The organism is Saccharothrix sp. NRRL B-16348, from assembly GCF_001280085.1.
In the GTDB taxonomy this organism is placed as follows: Bacteria; Actinomycetota; Actinomycetes; order Mycobacteriales; family Pseudonocardiaceae; genus Actinosynnema.
The window spans coordinates 1-17,486 of record NZ_LGED01000247.1 but is presented as its reverse complement, the minus strand read 5'-3'; the positions used below and the strand labels follow the sequence as shown (position 1 = coordinate 17,486).

Below are 17,486 nucleotides of genomic sequence, written 5' to 3'. Positions count from 1 at the left end.
GACCTTAACGCAACTCGTGGTTGCGCGAAGAGCGCTCGGTCAGGAGACTAAAAGCAACATCGCGTTGCTTTTAGCACTGGGGGTTGTGATGAACGGTGACCACAGCAGGCGTGCCGTGCTCGGCGGGCTGCTCGGCGCGGGGGTGGTCGCGGCGGCGCCCGGCCTGGCCGCAGCCGACGACCGGGGCGCACGGGGCCGTTACGCCGGCAAGGTCGTGCAGATCACCGGCGCGACGTCGGGCATCGGCGCGGCCACGGCGCGCGCGTTCGCGGCGGAGGGGGCGAAGGTGGCGTTCTGCGGCAGGCGGACCGCGTTGGGGCAGGAGGTGGAGCGGTCCATCCGCGCGGCAGGCGGCGACGCGACCTACATCGCCGCCGACGTGCGGGTGCCGTCGTCCGTGCGGCAGTTCGTGGACGGCGCCGTGCGGCGGTACGGGCGGGTGGACATCGCGTTCAACAACGCGGGCGTGCAGGTCAACGCCAACCTGGCGGACGTCACCGTCGAGCAGTGGGACGACCTGATGAACACGAACGCGCGCGGCGTGTTCCTGGCGATGAAGCACCAGCTGCCGCACATGCGCGCGGGCGGCGGCGGGCACATCATCGTCAACTCGTCCATCGGCGCGATCGTCGGCAGGCCGGGCCTGTCCACGTACCAGGCGAGCAAGCAGGCCGTGCGGGCGCTCGTGCAGTCGGCGGCGTTGGAGCACGGCGTGGACGGCATCCGCGTCAACGCGATCATGCCGGGCATCACCGACACCCCGATGATCCGCCCGGCCGGGCTGGACGACGCGACGTGGAACCAGGCGAAGGTGGCGTTGGGCCAACTCAACGTGGACGGTCTGAAGCGGATCGCGTCACCGGACGACATCGCCCGCGCCGTGCTCGCGCTGGCGTCGCCGGACCTGGCGTACCTGACCGGCGCCGCCATCCCGGTGGACGGCGGCATCGTCGCGGGCCGCCGGATGCTCCTGCCGGAGCTGCCTTCGTGACGTCGGGCCGCAGAACTGCGGCTCAGCGGAGTCGATCTCCTGCGAGGATCGGCCGACATCCGCCGTCCTGCCTCGTGGAGCGCCCGTGTCACGACCCGGCTTGTTCACGTACACGGGCGCTCTTCGCGTGCTGGGCAAGTACGAACGGCCGTGGTTCGAGAGGTTCGACCGGGCGTTGGGCGGCGCGATCCTGGCCGGTGGCGCGTTCGGCGGCGCGGGCGTCCTGGGGCTGATCGACCCGAAGAACGAAGCCATGTCGTCGCTGCGGAAGGTGCTCGACGGGGTCTCGACCAAGATGACCGGGTTGTCCGGCGTGCACCGGCAGGAACTCGTGTCCGCCGCGCACACCGTGATCGCGGTGAACTCGGTGTTCGACGCGTACCGCGACCTGCTCGGTCCCGCGTTCGACCGGCTCGACATCACCGATCGCGAGAAGTTCCGGCTGCTCGGCGTCGAGCCCGCCGGGAAGGACGAGGCTGGCGCCTTGTCCGCGTTGACGGACCTCAACGTCCCCGCGCCCGATGCCACGCGCGGCTTCCAGCAGAACTTCGAAGGCCCGCTCACGCAGTTCCTCTCGTCGACCGCGGCGGCGGTGGCGAACTTCCTCGCCGGGCTGGCGGCGTGGCCCGCGCTGTCGGCCGGGTTGGACGAGAGTTGGCTGTGGTTGGTCCTCGCGGAGAGCTGTGAGAAGTACGTGCACCACTACCTGGGGTTGGCGTCGGCGATCCCGGAGTTCGAGGTGTGGACGTTCATCGGGGAGCACTCGGCGACGCGTGCCGCCGTCGAGGCGGGGAACGCGCGGCTGGCGGAAGCACTGGCCGCCCAGACGGAATCGCTGGAGCGCTTCGGCCGGCTGCTGGCGTTGTCCACGCCGGCGCAACCCCAGCCGGACCGGTCGTACCGGGCGAAGCTGGAGAGGGCGGCGTTGGCCACCCTGTCCAAGCCGTTGCTCCGGACCGACCCGGACACCCACCCCGTCAACGCCAGGTTCCCGTCCGTCGAACGGGGGTTCGTCGCGCCCCGCTACCGCGTCGCGGTGCACGACGAGCAGGCCGTGCCGTCGTCGGAGGAGTGGTGGGCGTCGCACACGACGATCGAGGAGGACATCGACGCGTTCCTCGCGGCGCACCTGTCGGGCCCGACGAGCACCGACCGGCCGCTGCTGGTCCTGGGTCATCCGGGTGCGGGCAAGTCGCTGCTGATGGAAGTCCTCGCGGCCAGGCTGCCCGCCTCCGGGTACACCGTGGTCAACGTCCAGCTGCGCAAGGTCGACGCCGACGACGCGGTCCGGGCGCAGATCGAGACCGCGTTGACCGACGTGCTCGCCGAGCGGGTCGACTGGGGCAGGCTCGCCGACGAGTGCGGCGACAGCATCCGCGTCGTGCTGCTGGACGGGTTCGACGAACTCGTCCAGGCGAGCGGCGTGACGCGGTCCAACTACCTCAAGCAGGTGCGCGACTTCCAGGAACGTGAAGCCGACCTGGGGCGGCCGGTGGCGGTCGTCATCACGTCGAGGACGCTGGTCGTGGATCGGGCGCGCATCCCCGACGGTGTGCCGATCGTGAAGCTGGAGGAGTTCGACAACCCCCGCATCGGCAAGTGGCTGGACGCGTGGAACCACGCGAACGCCGCGACCCCGGGCTTCCGCCCGCTCGCCCCGGACGACCTGCTCCGCCGCGGCGACCTGGCCAGGCAGCCGTTGATCCTGCTGATGCTCGCCATCTACGCGGCCGACGCGGGCAACCGGCGACTGGACGACGAGAGCCTCTCCCAGTCCGAGCTGTACGAGCGCCTGATCGACTCGTTCGTGCTGCGGCAGGCCCGGGACAAGGGGCGCGTGCGGCCGTCCGGGGCGCAGATCGCCAAGCGGGTCAAGCAGGGCAAGTGGCAGCTGGGCATCGCGGCGCTCGCCATGTTCAACCGGGGCCGCCAGTACGTGGAGCACGCGGAGCTGGAGCGCGACCTCACGCCGTTCACGCCGGCGCCGGAAGTGGTGCAGCGCAGCAGCTTCGAGGACCCGCTCACGCTCGCCGACCGCACCGTCGGCGACTTCTTCTTCATCCACTCGGCGCAGCTGAACGAGCGTGCCGGCAAGCCCGGCCGGCGGACCTACGAGTTCCTGCACGCCACGTTCGGCGAGTACCTGATCGCCGAGGTGACCCTGAACCTGCTCCGCGCGATCGTCGCGGACGAGGAGCGGCGCGAGTCACGCCCGTTCGAGGACTTCGGCCTCCTGGACGACGCCCTGCTGTACGCGCTCATCTCGCACCAGGCGTTCACGAAGAGGTGGCCGATCCTGGACTTCGCGGCCGGCCTGTTCCGCGCGCTCGACCCGGACGTCCGCACCGGCGTCGTGCACGTGCTGGAGGAGCTGATCCGTTCGGTGCACCAGCGGGTGAAGCACGACCGGCACCCGACCTACGACCCGTCCGGGGCGACGCTCGTGTCGCGGGTGGCGGCCTACTCGGCGAACCTGGTCAGCCTCCGGGTCGCCCTGAGCGACGCGGGCGTGCCGCTGCACGACCTGGCGCCGGAGTTGGGCGACTGGCAGTCCGCCGTCCACCTGTGGCACTCCGGGCTCGACGCGGAAGGCTGGCACAGCGTGCGCCGGACGCTCACCCTGACCTGGATCGGCCAGGACGCGCTCGTCGTCGCCGAGAAGTCCGCCGACAACGCCCACGTGCGCGAGGCCCGACTCCTGGGCGATCCCGTGCTCGAAGGCATGGCCCGCACCGGGGAGTTCTTCGTGGAGGCCGACATCACCTCGGACACCCGCGAGCAGGAGCTGCTGGAAAGCCTCTCCCGGTGGATCGCCATGAACACCGGGATGGCCGGCACGCGCAGCGTCCTCGCCTACGACCTCGCGGCGTTCGACGCGATCGTCACCGAACTCGAGGACGGGGTGGCGCTGAACTTCGGCGCGCGTCGTGCCCTGCTCTACGCGTTGTCCCGCGAGGCGTGGCGACTTCCCCGGGACCTGGTGGGCAGGGCGATCACGCACCTCATGCGGTACGCGCCGGACGCGACCATGGCGTCCGAGATGTGCTCCGTCGTCTGCGCGCACCCGCGGTTGCTGGACGAGCTCGGCGACGTGGACCGGCTGAGCGACTGGATCACCGGCAACCGGCACAACGCCCCGGCCAACCTGACCCTGCTGTGGCGGGCCCGGTCGCGCGCCGACGGCGGCGGGGAGAGGCTCGGCGCGCTGCTGGAGGCCGTGGACGCGGTCGCGCGCCGGCTCGACGGCGGCGGGTGGGGCCGCCAGATCTACTTCCCGGTCGACTTCTTCGACTACCTGACCAGCGCGGCGGCGGTGAACTGGGTGTTCGACCAGACGCTCCTCGTGACGTTGCGGGAAGCCTCCGAGTCGGTGCTGGGCAGGGTCGAGCCGCGGCACTTCCGGGTCGTGGTCCGGAGGTTCCTGGCGGGGCCCGCCCCGGGGAACAGCACCCTCGGCTTCGTCAAGGACTACCTCTCCGCGCGCAAGGTCGACGGAAACTTCCCGGACCTGGCGTCCGCCCTCGCCGCGCTGGAGCGCTTGGCCTAGAGGAACACGTTGCCGGTCGGGATCTTGGGCCGGCCGAGCACCGGGTGGTCGCGGACGGTCGCCGACCGGTAGACGGCCGCGGTGTCCTCGGCGATCTTCGCCCAGTCGAAGTCCGTGGCCAGGCGGGACTTCGCGGCACGGGCGCGGCGCACCGCGGCGGGCCGGTCGTCCAGCACGGTCCGGACCGCGCCGGCCAGCGCCTCGACGTCGCCCGGCGCGAAGGACAGGCCCGTGACGCCGTCCAGGACGACCTCGCCCAGGCCGCCGGCGGTGGACGCCACGAGCGGGGTGCCTGCCGCCGCCGCTTCCAGCGCCACGATGCCGAACGGCTCGTACCTGCTCGGCAGCACGACCGCGTCCGCCGCCGCCAGCGCCGCCGCCAGCGCCCGGTCCGGCAGGTGCCCGACGAAGTCGACGGCCCGCCGCACCTTGTGCTTGCGCGCCTGGTCCACGAGCCAGTCCCGGTGGGTGCCGGTGCCGGCCACGACCAACCGGGTGCCGGGGTGGATCCGGCGGATCCTGGGCAGGGCGGCGATCAGGTCCTGCACGCCCTTCTCCCACTCCAGCCGCCCGAAGAACAGCAGCAGCGGCGCACCCGACGGGCTGTGCGCGGCACGCGCGGCGGCCACGTCGGACGCCCGGACCCGCCACCGGCGCGGCTCGATGCCGTTGTGCAGCACGGTGATGGACGACGGCTCCACCTCGAACAGGTGCGCCACCTCGGTCCGCATCGCCGACGAGCACGTGATCAGCGCGTCCGCGCGGTTCGCCAGCCACCACTCGACCGAGTGCACCTGCTGGTTCAACGTCTGCGACAGCCACCCGCTGTGCCGCCCGGCCTCGGTCGCGTGCACGGTCGCCACCAGCGGCGCGCCGCTCGCCTCCGCCAACGCGATCGCGGGGTGCGTGACCAGCCAGTCGTGCGCGTGCACGACGTCCGGCCGCCAGTCGCGCAGCAACTCCAACCCGGCCCGCGTCATCGCGTGGCCCATGGCCAGCGTCCACGCCACCAGGTCCCGCTCGAACACCAGGTGCGTCGGGTCCTCGGCGACCCGGATCAGCCGCACGCCGTCGACCGCGGTGTCCGACGTGGGGTGCGTGACCGCGTCCGTCCCGGAGGGCTGCCGGCACAGCACGACCACGTCGTGCCCCTGCGCCGCCAGGTGCCCGGCCAGCGCGTGCACGTGCCGGCCCAAACCGCCGACGACGACCGGCGGGTACTCCCAGGACAACATCAGCACGCGCATGGGCCATCCTCGCATCTCTGCACCGCTACCCTGTGATCACACGGGGGAAACGGGGTCACGGTCATGCAGCCTTGGATCTGGGCAGTGCTGTTCATCGCCGCGGTGCTGGCGATCGGGTTCGCGGTCGACCGGAAGGCACGCGCGAAGCGCGCCGGCCTGGTGCGGCCGGCCGACACCAAGGGCCGCTCGAAGGCCGACCCGGTGGTGCAGGCCCGGATCGACAACCCGGGTTCGGCGGGCATCGCGTACCGGCACGACGGCGGCGACGGCGGCGCCGGGAACGTCATCTAGCCAGCCCCCGCGCGTCGAGCCGGCCGAATGGACCGTCGACCAGGCGCAGTTCGGCCGCCCGGTCACGCCCGCGTCCCGCCCGCCGCAGCGCGACGAGCTCGCTGAACCGGTCCGCGTGCACCTTGGCGCGGTACCGGGCGTAGTCGGCGGCCGAGTCCTTGGTGACCATGAACGCCCAGTCGCTGGACAGCGCGAGCAACGCCTCGCGCACGGCCTGGTCGGCGACCGGGTCGCGCACCTCGCCGGACAGGTCCAGCGCGAGCAGCTCCCGCTGCACCTCCGCGTTGCCGTGCACGATGTCGGCGACCTGGGGCCCGTCCCACACGTGCCAGTCCTTGCCCGCGCCCCACGACGACGGCGGCACGTCGACCGGCGCGCCGACGTGCCCGGCCTCGACCGCGCCGCGCAACGTCGTCACCCGGACCCCGGCCTCGGGCAGCTGCCGCAGCACCGCTTCGAGCCACGCCGGGCCCTCGTGCCACCAGTGCCCGTACAGCTCGGTGTCGTACGCGGCGACGACGAGAGACGGTCGGCCGTGCTGCTCCTTCAACGCGCGCAGCCGCATCACCACCGTGTCCACGAAGTCGGCGGCGTGCCGCTGCACGGCCTCCGCCGCCAGGTCCGGGTCGTAGGGCCGCTTGTCGGCCGGCTCGACCTTCTTGCCCGTGACCCGCGCCGGCTTGAGCCCGCTGGGGTGGTCGTAGGTGTGGAAGTCGCGGTACGCCGGGTCGCCGGGGTAGCCGACCTTGGGCGACCACACCCGGTACGACACCTCCAGGTCACGCCCGAAGGCCACCACGTCGGACGTGCCGACCGGCCTGCCCGCGGCCGTGTCGCCGCGCAGCGACGGGCCGTCCACCAGGAACCGCCGCACGCCCGCCCGCGCGTAGTCGTGCTCCATGCCCGGCGCGTACGCGCACTCCGGCGCCCAGATGCCCTCCGGCGCCGACCCGATCCGCTGCGCGGTGTCGTCCAGGCCGGTGCGCAGCGAGAACGCCCGCAACCGGGGGTCGAGCAGGGGTTGGAACGGGTGCGCGGCCGGTCCGCCGAGCAGCTCCACGGTCCGCGAGTCCACAAGGGACCGCAGCACGGGCGAGAAACCGTGCCGCCACCGGGTTTCGAAGCGGTCCAGCGCCCACGCCGACGCGCGGTGCTCGCGTGCCGCCAGGTCCGGCAGCCGGGCCGCCGCGCTGTGCGCGCGCAGCTGCCAGTTGCCCAGCCAGTCGTGCAGGCCGCGCAGGCTGTACGGGTCGTCGAGCTGCGCGGCCAGGACCGGCGTGACGCCCAGCGTCAGCACGTCCTCGCGGCCCTCGGCGGCGAACCGCTCCAGCAGGTCCACCACCGGCAGGTACGAGTGCGCCCACGCCTGGTACAGCCACTCCTCGCCGACCGGCCAGGCGCCGTGGTGCGCCAGCCACGGCAGGTGGCTGTGCAGGACCAGGCAGAACGTCCCCTCGCGCGTCACGGGCGCACCGCCACGGCCACCAGGTCCAGGCTCTCGTCCACGTCGTCGGTCGTGATCTCGAAGTCCTCGCTGCGCACCGACGCGACGGCGGCCAGCAGGTCGTCGGGCCACGTGCCGCCGCCCACCACCACGGCCACCTGCGCGTCGATGACCGAGCCGCCGAACCGCTCGTCCAGCGCGCGCAACGCCGGACCGTGCCGCAGCCCGGCCAGCAGCTCGACCCGCAGCCCGGCGCCGACCAGCAGCTCGTGCAGCTCCGCGGGCGCCAGCTCACGGGTGTGGAACGGGTTGAGCGGTGTGTCGCGGCCGGGGGAGAAGGTGATCCGGTTCGGCGTGGTGACCAGCAGCCTGCCGCCGGGCCGCAGCACCCGCGCGCACTCGGCGAGGAAGCCCTCCTGGTCCCACAGGTGCTCGATGACCTGCAGGTTCGCCACCACGTCCACGCTCCCGTCGCGTACCGGCAGTGCCGCCAGGTTGCCGCGCAGCACCGCCAGCTCCGGGTACGCGCGGCTCGCGTGCGCCGCCGTCAGCTCGTCGTAGTCGAGCGCGACGACCCGCGCGGCGTGCCCGGCGATCACCGCGGCGCCGTAGCCCTCGCCGCAGCCCGCCTCCAGCACGACCGCGCCGACGCAGTGCCGGACCAGGTCCAGGTACGCCGCCTCGTGTCGCCGGAACCAGTAGTTCTCGTGGCTAACTCCTGGAAGCGTACGCTCGCCGGTCAACGGCAGGCAAGGCACTTCACCTGCTGTTACGTCGGTCATCTCGATCGACTCCTTGCCGTCGGGCGTTCCGCACATCGTTGCTTGCCACGAGAACTTCGCCGTAGGCTATCAGCATGAATGGCCTGGTGGACTGGGTGGACGAGTGGACCCTGGAATTGCGAGCCGGGACAGTATCGGATGAGACCGTGACGGTGTACGTCCGTGCCGTCAACCAGTTCGTTCGTTGGCTGGGAGAGACCCACCCGGACGTGACCACGCCGGGGCAACTCACGCCGAAGGTCTGTGCCGGCTGGATGCGATCGCTGCGTGAGAACGCCAAGGCCGAGTCGACTCGGAGGCGGGCGGGGATCGCGCTGCGCCTGTTCTTGGGCTACGTCGCCCGCGAGCCGGACTCTGGCCTGGACGTGAACCCGGCCGCCGGGCTGGACCTCCCGATGCCCGTGCCGCCGCCTGTGCCGGTGGTGTCCGATGCCGACCTGACGGCCCTCCTGTGGACAATGTCGAGCAACTCGTACGTGGACCGCCGCGACACGGCGATTATCAGGCTGCTTCTGGACACCGGCTGCCGTCGCGCGGAATTGGTCGGTATCGACGTGTCCGATGTCGATTTGCGGCACCAGGAAATCTTGGTGCACGGCAAGGGCGGAAGGTCCCGCATCGTGCCGTTCGGAGGCAAGACCGCTTTGGCATTGCGGAAATACCTGCGCGTGCGCGCCACACGCCCTGCCGCCGACGCGCCGCCGTTGTTCATCTCGGTCAGGCCGAAGGTGAACGGTTCCTGGCGGCTGACCGGTGGCGCGGTGGGCGAGATGTTGACTCGACGATGCATTCAAGCCGGGCTGAATCATCTGCACCCGCACCAGCTTCGGCACACTTGGGCACACGACTTGCTCGCCAATGGCGCAGGCGAGTCCGATGTGGAACGCCTGGCCGGGTGGTCCACGCCGACGATGGTTCGTCGCTACGGCAACTCCGTGGCCGACCAGCGCGCCCGCGATGCGGCACGCCGCCTGGGGCGCGGCGATCGGGTTTGACGCACGGAATTCGAAATGACTAGCCGAGCTTGTTCGGCTAGTCATATTGTTTGAGCGCTGTGCGGTTTGACTGTGTGCACCGCGTGTGCCAGGCTCGTTTCCGTTCCGATCTCGCCCGATTGAAGATGAAAGGGCGAACAAATGGCTATGAGCAGGGCCGAGTTGAAACTCGTGAATCAGGCTCGCGCGCTGAAGCGTTGGGCGAACGAGGACTCCGTGGCGGGAACGGCCGCCGCACGGGAGGCGTTTCTGGCGCGGTTCGAGCGCCAGGTGGACCCGGACAGCGCGCTGCCGGCCCAGGAACGGGCTCGGCGTGCCGAGCGGGCGCGGCGGGCGTACTTCGCCGGCCTCGCGGCGAAGTCCCTCGCGGCTCGGCGGCGCGCACGTGCGGCGGGTGACGCGGCACGGCAGGCGGACGTGGAGCTGCGCGCGGCACGACGCGCGGGCGGTGCCGCATGACGACGCCGACATGGGCCACCTGGTCGAACCGCCCTGAGGCCGCCGCCGCGATGGACATGCCGACGCCCGGCGGCACGGAACCTGCCGCCCGCTTCCGCGCCGCGCTCGTCCGGGAGGCCGGTGCGCCGTCGGCGGTGCCGTTGCCGCAGCAGCTCGCGCGACTGTTGGAGAGCTGGGCGGGGCCGACGACGGTCTCCGACGACAACGCGCTCCTGGGCGAGCTGGACGGCCAGGTCATGCGGATCACGGCGACCGGGGTGCTGGACCTGCTGCGCAGGCACAACCTCGCGCCGCAGCTCGGGGTCACGCCGACCACGGCCGATGCGGAGGCGGCGGTGACGCTCGCGACCGGGCACGCCCGTGTCGAGCAGGAGCGGCGGGTGGTCGCGGAGGAGCACCTGGCGCGGCGGCAGCGCGCCGAGCTGCTGGAGGACGCCGAGCTGGCGGCCAAGCGTGCCGGGCTGCTGCGGGCGCTGGCCGACCTGGACGGCCCGCCGCCGTCGGCTCCGGCGGGGGATCCGCCGGGGCGGCCCCGTCGGCGGTGGCGCGGCTGACGAAGTGACCTCCCTCACATCGAGGGGGGTCGTTTCTTTTGTGCTTACTTCACCGCGCTAACTCGGTTCGGGTGCATTTCCTGCGGCAATGCGCGCGCAGGGTGTTTGACTAGCCGAGTTAACTCGGAGCGTCATTCCGTCGGGGTGCAACCTGTAGCACTTTGCTCGTATTGGAGATGTCGTCAGCTTGTGCCATTTTGGTAGGTACATAGCAAAAGAGGAGAACAAAGTGGTCCGCCAGTACACGCACCGCGCCGACCCTGAACACGTTCGCGCTGTCCGGCAGGCCGCCGCACGTCGGCGCTGGATCGGAACGACCGCCGAGCAGCGACGCGAGGTCGCACGCAAGGGCGGAGAGGCAGCACGGAGCCGCGCCGCGCTGGCGGCCCGACTGCTCGCGGAGCACCGCGAGGCGAACGACGGCACCGCTGCCTGAGATAGACGAAGCCCCGGCGCGGGATGACGGCCCGCCCGGGGCGAAGAAGTGCGCCTGACAGCTACGACGGAACACCTCTGACACGAGTTTAGCCGAGTCGATCCGGCTTGTGAAACTCGGCGAAGGGGCGTTCGGATCTGGAGAACCACGAAATGACGACCCCCGCACAGTATGCGCGGCTGGAAGAATCCGCGCGCCTCGTCCGACATGTCACGAACACATGCGGCTGCAAGCCCACCATCCGTGACGGCGTGGCGGTGTTCGACGCCGGCAGCGACATCGCCATCACGCCCGAGACGATCGCCGCCCTCGCCTACACCGATAACGTCATCGCGCGCGGCACCGTCGTGCCCCGGTCCGTCGCGGAGGACGCGGCGACCACGCTGTGCGGCATGGCCGCGCTCAACGCGGCGACCGGCGGTGCACGATGACGGCGTTGATCGACATGTTCCCCGATGCGTTCGACGATGACGCGGAACTGCCCCCGATTGCGCCTGTTCCGACCCAGCGGCCCGCCGTGCCGACGTCCTCCGAAGTCCCGGCCGCGCCCGTCGTGGTCATCCCGGCTGCCGTCGACCCGCTCGACACCACGTGCCGCCACGACTCGGCGGTGCTGCCCGATCCGCTGCCGGACACGGTGCTGGCCGCTCTCGGCGAGGCGTTGCCGCCGCAGGTGGACAAGTGGCAGGGCGTCGCCCGTGTCGTCACGCGCTGCCGTGTCGCCGGGCTCACCGTCCACCAGGCGTGCGCCGTCGTCCGCATGCTCGCGCCCGCCACGGCACACGTGCACCGGAAGTGGCGCGCGATCATTTGCCAGATCGTGCGCGGCCCCTGGGACGACGCCGACCCGTTCGCCCAGAGCCGTACGGACAACGGCAATGCGGTGCGGTTCGGTCTGGAGCACAGCGCGGATCTCGCCTGGAGCCCGGAAGCCGGCGGGTGGTTCGTCTGGGATGGGTCCAGGTGGGCGGCCGACGACGGCACCGCCGTGCAGGGGCTGGCGAGGTCCCTGGCGGCTCGGATGCTGCGGGAGGCACACGCCTTGGCAAGCGCCAAGGGGATGAGCGAGGACGAACAGAAGCTGGCGAAGGCGAGGGTGAGTTGGGCGACGCAGACCAACAACCTGGGGCACGTCCGCGCGATGTGCGACTTCGTCCGGAACGAACCTGGCGTCAAGGTGCCTGGGACGGCGTGGGACGCCCGTCCCGAGCTGCTGGCGGTCGGCAACGGCGTGGTCGAGTTGCGGCACGACGGTGGTGCCCACCTGCGTGCTCCGAGCCGGCTGGACAGGCTTACCCGGACCACGGCCACGCCGTACACGCCGGGCAAGTCCGGTCCACTGTGGACGGCATTTCTGGAGCGGGCGGTGCCGGACCCTGACGTGCGGCGCTACCTTCAAAAGCTCGCCGGCTACTCACTGTTCGGCGGCAACGCGGAGCGGCTGTTGGTGCTGTTGATCGGCCCGACGTCGACCGGCAAGACGACGTTCCTGGAGATCATCGCCGGCGCGCTCGGCGAGCACGCCGCGCCGTTCTCGTTGTCGATGTTCCGGGCGAAGCGCGACGAGAGCCCCAGGCCGGATCTGCTGGACGCGATGCCCCGGCGGCTGTTGTTCAGCTCGGAGGCGTCCGACCGCTGGTCTCTGCACAGCGACGAGGTCAAGAGGTTGGTCGGCGCGGACAGCCTGGCAGCGCGGGCACTTCACAGCAGCAAGATCGTCACCGGTCGGCCGTCGTTTGTGCCGTGGATCGGCTCCAACGCCGCGCCGTCCGTGCTCGATGCCGACCAGGCGCTGTTCCGCAGGCTGGTCGTCGTGCCATTCACGGTGACCACGCCGAAGGACCAGGAAGACCCGACGCTGGGCGCACGCGTTCGCGAGCACGAGGCGGCGGCAGTGCTGGCGTGGCTGGGCACGGGCTGGGACATGTACGCGGCCGAAGGACTGGGCGACCTGCCGCCCGTGTGCGCCGAGGCGGCCCTTCAGCTCCGCAGTGACCTGTCCGCGCTGGACAAGTGGATCAGTGAGGAGTGCGAGCTGGACGCCGAGTACAGCGCCCCGGTGGACCTGCTGTGGCGTGCCTACCTGGCCTGGTCGATGGACGCCCGGATCGACCAGGCCGAGCGCGGCAACAAGATCCGGTTCGGCCGGGATCTCACCGGGCGCGGGTTCGGCGTCGGCAAGGCCGGCGACAAGAACAACCGCATCCGGGTTCGCACGGGCGTGCGGCTCACTGCCGAGGCGATGCAGCGGCTCACGCACGCCACCGAGGCCGCCGAGCACGGCGGCGGCTTCAGCATCGGCGACTGACCACACGGCGACACGGCACACACGGCGGCTCCCACGGGGGCCGCCGTTGTCGTGTCCGGGGACGGATGGGTGGACGGATGCGGACGGGTGTGGACGGATGGGCACGCCAACCCGTCCACCCTGGTCTGTGCAGGTCAGACGGCACGCCAGGGGTGGTGGTGGACGGGTGGACGGGTGTTTTTCAGTTTTGGAGCCATAAGAGAACGACCACCACCACGCGCATAGGGGCAGAATCCGGCGTGCAACCCGTCCACCCGTCCACCGGGGGGTGCCACAGGCCGCTGACCTGTGCAAACGCAGTGGACGGGTGAGCCCGCGGTTCCCGTCCACACCCGTCCGCAGACCCGTCCACCCGGCACACGTGTGCCCCCGTGGTGCTGGCGGCAGGGCCGGTGACGCTCTCAGTTCGGCGTGCCCTGCTGCGGGTTCGCACCCGCGCCGATGATCCGGTTGCGGATGCCCTCAGGAATGCGCTGCCACAGCCCGCCCACCGTGGTGGGCCGCGCGATCATCTCCTCGACAAGGTCGTTCGCGGTTTCCAGCAGCAGTTCCAGCAGCTCCGGACCTTCCTTGTCGTCCAGCGCCATGACGACCAGCTCGCCGGGCTCGTCGTCCACGTGCAACGCGCCGTTGCCGGTGACGCGCAGGACGTCGAGGAGCTGCGCGGTCTGAGGGGTCAGCCGGTCCCTGATTCGGTCGATCCTCTGGTCGAGCTTCGCCTTCTTGGGGGCGTCCGGGTCGAGGGTCTTGATCAGGCGCTCGACGGTGGCACGCGCCAGGGCCGCGCCCGCACGGCGTGAGACCCCGGCGACAGTGCGGCTTTCCTCGTACAGCTCTCGCACCTCTGCGGGCATGTCCGCGTGCGGGTTGGGGCCGAGACGGGCCTGTGGGTAGATCATCTGGGCGGCCCGCCAGACGGTAGGGCGCTCACAGTTGGAGCACACGGTCTCGCTCCACATCGCCCGCTTGGTTGTCGAGTCCGGTCCCGGCCCCATCTCGCTGACACCGATGCCGTGGTAGACCTGCTTTGCGACGACCCCACAGTGTGGGCAGACGAATGCTCCTCCACGGGGATGAGGCGGGACGGTGTGGGCGAGGGCTTCGTCGTCGACCATCGGAGAATGCTAAACGCGCACTCGGCGCGTCCTTGACGAACCGAGGACGTGCCGGGCGCACGATTCCGATCATGAACGTTGACTCGACGCGCGCGCGGGGTGCGTCAACCTCCGGGTCGGTGCCGTCAACCCGTCGTCGTGGTGTGGTGGTGGGCGCGGAGCGCGACTGCCTGCGGTCCTCGTTCGGCGTGCTGCTGCGCAGCGAGCGCCACGTGGCCGGGCTGAGCCAGCCACAGTTGGCCGAGCGGGCGAGCACGACGCCGTTCGGGATCTCCCGCCTGGAGAACGGACACGTGCGACCCAGCACGGGCATGTGCTGGCGGCTCGCCCGCGCCCTGCGTCACGGCCTGGACGACCGCGCTGCCGTCGCCTTGGATCTCCGCTTGCGGGTCGCCGCCGGGCCGTCGCTGCGCTCGTTCTCCACGCGGACGCACCGCCAGCGGGAGCGCCTGGCCGCCGAGCTGCTGGCCGACGGGCTCCCGATTTCTGGCGCCGACGATTTCACGAACGTGGTGCTGTCGTTGCTGGTGGGGGCGTCGTGAGGCGACGGGATCGTGTCGCGGAGCTGGCGGCGCGCGCCACGTCGGACGCCGAGCTGGAGGAGCTGGCCGCCGAAGGGCTGGACCGTGTCGCGCGCCGCCGGGTGCGGCAGCGGCGGGCGGCGGACGTGCTGTTGGCGGACGCGGAGCGGGAGCTGGAGAACCTTGGTGCCCGTTCAGCGGCCGAGGGGGTTGGTGATCCACTCGCGCAGGAGCCCGTCGATCACCTGTGCCCGGGACTTGCTCTTGCGGACTGCGGGTGCGGGGTCGTGCCCGTAGTGCCGGGCGTAGGACTCGATCATGATGATCGAGGCGTCGATGGTGGTCAGGGTGGCCGTGCCGATGCCCCGAACGTCGGGTTCCAGCACCAGTTCCGGTGTGAAGGGTGAGGACGTGACGGTGTCGTTGAGCACCCACGGGTTGCTGTGCACGACGGCGGAGGTGAGCCGGTAAGTCCCTGGGCGGTCCGGGTAGAACCGCTTGACCAACTCGGTGAGGTTGGTCTTGCAGGGCTCGTCGACCACCGGGGAACCGATTTCGAGACGGGTGGGTTGTTGCTGCTTGTTGCGGCAGATCGTGATGCCCGCCCGCCTGATCAGTTCGAGCAGTTCGTCCCGCTGCCTCGTCGGCTCGTCGGCAGCGTGCGGCAGCCGTGGATGCGCGGCCACGTCACGGGCGGCGGTGACCCGTGCGTCCACGTCGGCCAAGGCGAACACCGCACTTCGGAGCAGGCGGTGTTCGTAGCCGATCGCCGGATCGAGCAGGTAACCGATCCTTGCGGCTCCCTCGCACGCGACTCGCGTCAGCGTGTGGTGGGAGTACAGGGGGATCGAGTCGCCCGCACCGAGCAGGCTGCCGGTGCTCCACATGTGGTCGTAGACGTTGGCGAAGATCAGCCTGCACAGCTGCATGCCGTACTGCCACAAGCGCCGACGGTGGGCACGCTGAGAGTGCTCCGGCGCGGCCTTCCACGCCTCTTGTTCCGCGACGTGGAGACTTCCTCGGTGTGGAGTCTGGCCGTACTCCTCCACCATGCGCTTGAGCGCTGCGGACTCCTGGTGCAGCGCGCGCCCCGAGCTGACCACGAGCCGGGGCGGCTTGGTGCCGGGAACGGACGGAGTAGCGGTCACAGTGCCACCTACGAGGCGTCGCCGAGGCGGCGCAGGAACCGCCGCAGGACGGCGTTCAGCTCGGAGGGGTCGTCGACCGCTTCGACGGGGATGCGGTCGACGAACGCGATACCTGCATCCATGAGCAGGTGGTCGCGGGTGGTGTCCATAGCGCGCCGGCCGTTGTGGTGAGGGCCGTCGATCTCCAGCACCCCGGCCCGGCCCTTGTAGGTGACCAAGAAGTCGGGTTCCCACGTGCGGCCGGGAACGCGTCCGCCCGCCAGCGGGTAGATGCCGATCGTGCTCTCCCGGGGAAGGTCCTTTTCCTGGATCTGCCGCAACGCCTGGTACACGGTCTGCTCGCCCTGGTTGGTGAAGGCCAGGTAATCCTCGCGGAACTTGGGCGGCTGCAAGCGCACCTGGCGGCCCTGGTTGGTCGGCCTGCGAGGGGAGGTCAGTTGTTCGCGAAGTTGTTCACGCCAACCTGGGCCGACCTCCGGCATGATCTCTCGGACCATGAGGTTGAACTCGGGGTACTGAAGGCGCTGACAGACCTCCACGTAAGCCTCCCGGAGCTTGTCGAGCAGTGGCCCCTCGAAGCGCGAGCGTTGGGCAGAGGTCACTTCGAGCCAGAAGTCCCAGTCCTGGTACCGCTCGTCGTACTGGGCGATCGTCTTGTCGACGTCGAGAACCAGTTCGGCGGCTGCGCGTTCGCCTCGTTGCACGAGGAGCATGACGGCGTGTCCCAAGGCCAGGTCCGCCATCGCGTTGTACCTGGTGTCGGTGTCGGCGAACGGGTCGTTGATGACGTCCCCGAACGCGGAGGACTCGGAGCCGGTCGGCTGCTGGGGTGATCCCCACGGGTCGGTCGTCATGGGCAACTCCAGGACATGAAGGCGTGGACACCGACGATACGGCTGCCCTCTGACAATTAGCGGCGTTCTACCCTTGGCGCACCGTGTCGGCTAGTAGACCGTCGCCTCTAATGTTTGGGGTAGAGGTGGCGGAGTCGGGTGCGGGCATCGTCGGTGGTGAAGTGCCAGTCGACCTGACGCTGGTCGGCGTTGGTGGCGTGCTGCCATGCGGCGAGTTCGGTGTTGAGCGCGTCGAGGTCGGTGATGCGGCGGTCCAGACATTGGCGGGCCAGTGTGGACAGTTCGATCTCGGCGATGTTGAGCCAGGATCCGTGTTTGGGGGTGTGGTGGATCTCCAGGCGCTGGGCCAGGCTGAACGCGGTGGCGGGGTCGAAGGCTTCGTAGAGGGACGCGATGGTGTGGGTGTTGAGGTTGTCCATCACCAGGACGACCTTCTCGGCCTCGGGGTAGTCGACGGTCAGGAGTCGTTCGACCTGCCCGGCCCAGTCGATCCTGGTCCGGCGGGGTTGTGCGTCGACCCGTCGCCACCCGCCCAGGGGTTCGACCCAGCAGAAGATCGAGCAGGTGCCATGGCGGACGTACTCGCTGTCCTGCTTGAGATCCCGCCCCGGTGCGGCGGGGATCGGGTCGCGGGCGTGCGCCAGCAGCTGGTAGGGCTTCTCGTCCATGCACACCACCGGCCTGGCCGGGTCGTGGCCGCGGGCATAGACCGCGAGAACGTCCTCCATCGCCGCGGCGAAGGCCGCGTTCGCCGCGGGCGGGATGGACCAGCACTTCCTCAGGTGAGGACGCAG

17 protein-coding genes are annotated in these 17,486 nt (G+C 70.7%); 10 read left to right on the top strand and 7 right to left on the bottom strand.

Annotated elements, in window-relative coordinates:
• The first annotated feature begins 88 nt into the window (after window positions 1-88).
• Complete coding sequence (locus ADK67_RS40200; RefSeq protein ID WP_053721837.1) at window positions 89-991, top strand: SDR family NAD(P)-dependent oxidoreductase; 903 nt, start codon at window positions 89-91, stop codon at window positions 989-991.
• Window positions 992-1,076: 85 nt separating this feature from the next.
• Complete coding sequence (locus ADK67_RS40195; protein ID WP_157621433.1) at window positions 1,077-4,538, top strand: NACHT domain-containing protein; 3,462 nt, start codon at window positions 1,077-1,079, stop codon at window positions 4,536-4,538.
• Here the strand turns inward: ADK67_RS40195 and ADK67_RS40190 are convergent.
• A complete protein-coding gene (locus ADK67_RS40190) occupies window positions 4,535-5,785 on the bottom strand; it encodes a glycosyltransferase family 4 protein (protein WP_053721835.1) in 1,251 nt (416 codons plus the stop codon). The genes ADK67_RS40195 and ADK67_RS40190 overlap by 4 nt on opposite strands.
• 63 nt (window positions 5,786-5,848) lie before the next feature.
• On the opposite strand from ADK67_RS40190, the gene ADK67_RS40185 reads away from it, so the two are divergent.
• Window positions 5,849-6,076: a hypothetical protein gene (locus ADK67_RS40185; RefSeq protein WP_157621431.1), complete on the top strand. Its 228-nt coding sequence runs from the start codon at window positions 5,849-5,851 to the stop codon at window positions 6,074-6,076.
• On the opposite strand, the gene ADK67_RS40180 is transcribed toward ADK67_RS40185, so the two are convergent.
• Window positions 6,069-7,541, bottom strand: coding sequence for a 1,4-alpha-glucan branching protein domain-containing protein (locus ADK67_RS40180; protein ID WP_053721833.1), 1,473 nt, complete (start codon window positions 7,539-7,541; stop codon window positions 6,069-6,071). The two genes, ADK67_RS40185 and ADK67_RS40180, sit on opposite strands and share 8 nt — an antisense overlap.
• Window positions 7,538-8,302, bottom strand: a complete 765-nt coding sequence (locus ADK67_RS40175) for a class I SAM-dependent methyltransferase (protein ID WP_053721888.1) — start codon at window positions 8,300-8,302, stop codon at window positions 7,538-7,540. Before ADK67_RS40175 ends, ADK67_RS40180 begins: the two co-directional genes overlap by 4 nt.
• A gap of 74 nt (window positions 8,303-8,376) precedes the next feature.
• Between ADK67_RS40175 and ADK67_RS40170 the strand changes: the two genes are divergently transcribed.
• The 6 genes from ADK67_RS40170 to ADK67_RS40145 all read left to right on the top strand — a co-directional run bounded on the left by ADK67_RS40170 (window position 8,377) and on the right by ADK67_RS40145 (window position 13,054).
• A complete protein-coding gene (locus ADK67_RS40170; RefSeq protein ID WP_053721832.1) occupies window positions 8,377-9,297 on the top strand; it encodes a tyrosine-type recombinase/integrase in 921 nt (306 codons plus the stop codon).
• A 216-nt stretch (window positions 9,298-9,513) separates the two neighbouring features.
• Window positions 9,514-9,756 (top strand): hypothetical protein, encoded by a 243-nt coding sequence (locus ADK67_RS40165; RefSeq protein ID WP_197289850.1) that lies wholly within the window; start codon window positions 9,514-9,516, stop codon window positions 9,754-9,756.
• Window positions 9,753-10,310, top strand: coding sequence for a hypothetical protein (locus tag ADK67_RS40160; protein WP_053721831.1), 558 nt, complete (start codon window positions 9,753-9,755; stop codon window positions 10,308-10,310). Before ADK67_RS40165 ends, ADK67_RS40160 begins: the two co-directional genes overlap by 4 nt.
• 229 nt (window positions 10,311-10,539) lie before the next feature.
• Window positions 10,540-10,746: a hypothetical protein gene (locus tag ADK67_RS40155; protein ID WP_053721830.1), complete on the top strand. Its 207-nt coding sequence runs from the start codon at window positions 10,540-10,542 to the stop codon at window positions 10,744-10,746.
• A 152-nt stretch (window positions 10,747-10,898) separates the two neighbouring features.
• Window positions 10,899-11,177: a hypothetical protein gene (locus ADK67_RS51710; protein ID WP_157621429.1), complete on the top strand. Its 279-nt coding sequence runs from the start codon at window positions 10,899-10,901 to the stop codon at window positions 11,175-11,177.
• Window positions 11,174-13,054 carry a DNA primase family protein gene (locus ADK67_RS40145; protein WP_053721828.1) on the top strand — a complete coding sequence of 627 codons (1,881 nt, stop codon included), beginning with the start codon at window positions 11,174-11,176 and terminating at the stop codon, window positions 13,052-13,054. The genes ADK67_RS51710 and ADK67_RS40145 overlap by 4 nt, the downstream gene beginning before the upstream one ends.
• A gap of 401 nt (window positions 13,055-13,455) precedes the next feature.
• On the opposite strand, the gene ADK67_RS40140 is transcribed toward ADK67_RS40145, so the two are convergent.
• A complete protein-coding gene (locus tag ADK67_RS40140) occupies window positions 13,456-14,169 on the bottom strand; it encodes a DUF4145 domain-containing protein (RefSeq protein WP_082404540.1) in 714 nt (237 codons plus the stop codon).
• A gap of 71 nt (window positions 14,170-14,240) precedes the next feature.
• Between ADK67_RS40140 and ADK67_RS40135 the strand changes: the two genes are divergently transcribed.
• Window positions 14,241-14,711 (top strand): helix-turn-helix domain-containing protein, encoded by a 471-nt coding sequence (locus ADK67_RS40135; RefSeq protein ID WP_197289849.1) that lies wholly within the window; start codon window positions 14,241-14,243, stop codon window positions 14,709-14,711.
• 173 nt (window positions 14,712-14,884) lie between these two features.
• Here ADK67_RS40135 and ADK67_RS40130 read toward each other — a convergent pair whose 3' ends face one another.
• From ADK67_RS40130 to ADK67_RS40120, 3 genes are all read right to left on the bottom strand, one after another.
• Entirely contained in the window at window positions 14,885-15,838 is a 954-nt protein-coding gene (locus tag ADK67_RS40130; protein ID WP_157621428.1) for a hypothetical protein, read from the bottom strand.
• Between the two features lie 8 nt (window positions 15,839-15,846).
• Window positions 15,847-16,692, bottom strand: coding sequence for a hypothetical protein (locus ADK67_RS40125; protein ID WP_053721824.1), 846 nt, complete (start codon window positions 16,690-16,692; stop codon window positions 15,847-15,849).
• A gap of 107 nt (window positions 16,693-16,799) precedes the next feature.
• Window positions 16,800-17,486: IS630 family transposase (locus ADK67_RS40120; protein ID WP_157621426.1), on the bottom strand; the 687-nt coding region annotated here is incomplete at its 5' end.

What these genes read in the sequence shown, in the direction of transcription:
- ADK67_RS40200 (WP_053721837.1), top strand. Translation starts at nt 89, where the DNA reads ATGAACGGTGACCACAGCAGGCGTGCCGTGCTCGGCGGGCTGCTCGGC.
- ADK67_RS40190 (WP_053721835.1), bottom strand. Translation starts at nt 5,785, where the DNA reads ATGCGCGTGCTGATGTTGTCCTGGGAGTACCCGCCGGTCGTCGTCGGC.
- ADK67_RS40185 (WP_157621431.1), top strand. Translation starts at nt 5,849, where the DNA reads ATGCAGCCTTGGATCTGGGCAGTGCTGTTCATCGCCGCGGTGCTGGCG.
- ADK67_RS40175 (WP_053721888.1), bottom strand. Translation starts at nt 8,302, where the DNA reads ATGACCGACGTAACAGCAGGTGAAGTGCCTTGCCTGCCGTTGACCGGC.
- ADK67_RS40170 (WP_053721832.1), top strand. Translation starts at nt 8,377, where the DNA reads ATGAATGGCCTGGTGGACTGGGTGGACGAGTGGACCCTGGAATTGCGA.
- ADK67_RS40160 (WP_053721831.1), top strand. Translation starts at nt 9,753, where the DNA reads ATGACGACGCCGACATGGGCCACCTGGTCGAACCGCCCTGAGGCCGCC.
- ADK67_RS51710 (WP_157621429.1), top strand. Translation starts at nt 10,899, where the DNA reads ATGACGACCCCCGCACAGTATGCGCGGCTGGAAGAATCCGCGCGCCTC.
- ADK67_RS40145 (WP_053721828.1), top strand. Translation starts at nt 11,174, where the DNA reads ATGACGGCGTTGATCGACATGTTCCCCGATGCGTTCGACGATGACGCG.
- ADK67_RS40140 (WP_082404540.1), bottom strand. Translation starts at nt 14,169, where the DNA reads ATGGTCGACGACGAAGCCCTCGCCCACACCGTCCCGCCTCATCCCCGT.
- ADK67_RS40135 (WP_197289849.1), top strand. Translation starts at nt 14,241, where the DNA reads ATGAACGTTGACTCGACGCGCGCGCGGGGTGCGTCAACCTCCGGGTCG.
- ADK67_RS40125 (WP_053721824.1), bottom strand. Translation starts at nt 16,692, where the DNA reads ATGACGACCGACCCGTGGGGATCACCCCAGCAGCCGACCGGCTCCGAG.